Consider the following 1,854-nt stretch of genomic DNA (forward strand, 5'->3'; position numbering starts at 1 on the left):
TCTCGCGGATGTCGCGCGCCGAGGCGAGCGGGTCCGGGTTGCCGTTCGGGCCCTCGGGGTTGACGTAGATGAGGCCTAGGTCGCGGCGGTGCGCCTCGCGCAGCGCGGCGGTCTCGATGCGCTCGCCGAACGGAATCACGGCCGATGGCGCGCGCACCCGGCGTACCGCGGCGAGATCGGTGGCGACGGCGAGCCCGAAGTCGCGCGCCGTCGCGTCCCGCCAGGAGACGACGACGGCGCCGATGTCACTGAGGAGCCGCTCGACCCCCCGGTCGTACAGGTCACAGTCGATGGTGAAGGCGACCTTGACGCGCGGGTCCGACTCCACCAGCCGGACGACGTCGAGCAGATGCTGTCCGCACGCGGCGCTGCGGACCACTACGAGAACGGTGTGGCGGTCGTCGGGCGCCCCCCAGATCCCCGTGTCGTGTCCGACCGGGGACCGGCGCCATTCGAAACCGAACATGTGGTGAGAGTCGGCGACGCACCTTGACGAAAACCTTGACATGGCCTTGCCATGCGTCAGAGCGGCGACCCATATCGGCCAAGGGGGCTTCTGGTCATGATGACACCGTGAGTGAAACCATGTACTGAATAAGTGAAGATCCACCGAAGAGGTCATTGGTGGAATTCCGAATCCTCGGTCCGGTCGAGCTGTGGTCCGACGGCCGACGCCACGCCGTCGGGCGCGCGAAAGAGCGCTGTGTGCTGGCGATTCTCGCCCAGACTCCCGGCGTTCCGGTCTCGATGGAAAAGCTCATCAACTGGGTCTGGGACGGTGTGGAGCCTCCCGGCGCTCGCGCCAATCTGCACACGTATGTCTCACGACTGCGCGCTCGCCTCAGCGGTATCGGCGACGAGGCGACGATTGAAACCTTCCGCCCCGGCGGATATGTCCTCCGCGCCGATTCCACGGACATCGATCTGCACCGGTTCCGTAATCTGCGCAGACAGGCGCGGGCCATCGCGGCGAGCGGCGACGACGAGCGGGCGCTCGAACTCCTCCGCGGCGCCGACGCGCTCGTGCACGGCCGGCCGCTGGCCGACCTGCCCGGTGAATGGGCGGACGGCGTTCGCCGGGCCATCGAGGAGGAGATCCTCGGCGCCACGCTCGAACGCGTCGAGGTCGAGCTGCGGCTGGGGCACCACACCGACCTGGTGAGCGAACTCCTCGTCCTGGTCGAGGAGCACCCGTACAACGAGAAGCTCGTGGAGCACCTCATGAAGGCGCTCTACCGCGCCGGGCGGCACGCCGACGCGCTGGAGGTCTACCACGACGCCAGCCACCGGCTGTGGAAGGAACTGCGGGCCCGGCCCTGCCCGGAACTCCAGGAACTCCAGGCGCGGATTCTGCGGCGCGACCGGACGCTGCTCCCGGTGCCGCGGGCGCAGGCCGTCGTGAGCGATCCGCGCCGCACGCTGCCCGATGACATCCGGCACTTCATCGGGCGCGAGGAGGAGGTCCGGGCGTTGGTCGAGGCCGCCTCCCCGACGCGCCCGGGGCGTCCGACGGTGATCGCCCTGGACGGCATGCCCGGCGTCGGGAAGACCGTCCTGGCCGTGCATCTCGCGCATCGGCTGGCCGAGGAGTACCCCGACGGGCAGCTGTACCTCGACCTGCACGGCCTGGACGCCGAGCAGGAGGCGACCGCCCCCGCCGCCGCGCTGGACGCGCTGCTGCGGATGCTCGGCATCCGGGGCGTCCCGCGTTCGGTCGAGGAGCGCACGGCGCTGTGGCGGGCCGAGCTCGCGGGCCGCCGGGTGCTCGTCGTCCTCGACAACGCCCGCGGGCGTGACCAGGTCCAGCCGCTCCTGTCCGCCGCGCCGGGCTGCCTGACCCTGATCACGAGCCGG

The 1,854-nt window shown here is 70.5% G+C and carries 1 protein-coding gene and 1 pseudogene; one reads left to right on the top strand and one right to left on the bottom strand.

All coding sequences use genetic code 11. From position 1 onward, the window contains the following. Nucleotides 1–466, bottom strand: a pseudogene (locus ACFFNX_RS23450) (hypothetical protein); the annotation flags it as partial. Nucleotides 467–624: 158 nt separating this feature from the next. On the opposite strand from ACFFNX_RS23450, the gene ACFFNX_RS23455 reads away from it, so the two are divergent. After that, on the top strand, nt 625–1,854 hold a 1,230-nt coding region (locus ACFFNX_RS23455), incomplete at its 3' end, for an AfsR/SARP family transcriptional regulator (RefSeq protein WP_378206066.1).

The organism is Actinoallomurus acaciae, from assembly GCF_042429965.1.
Lineage (GTDB): Bacteria > Actinomycetota > Actinomycetes > Streptosporangiales > Streptosporangiaceae > Actinoallomurus > Actinoallomurus acaciae.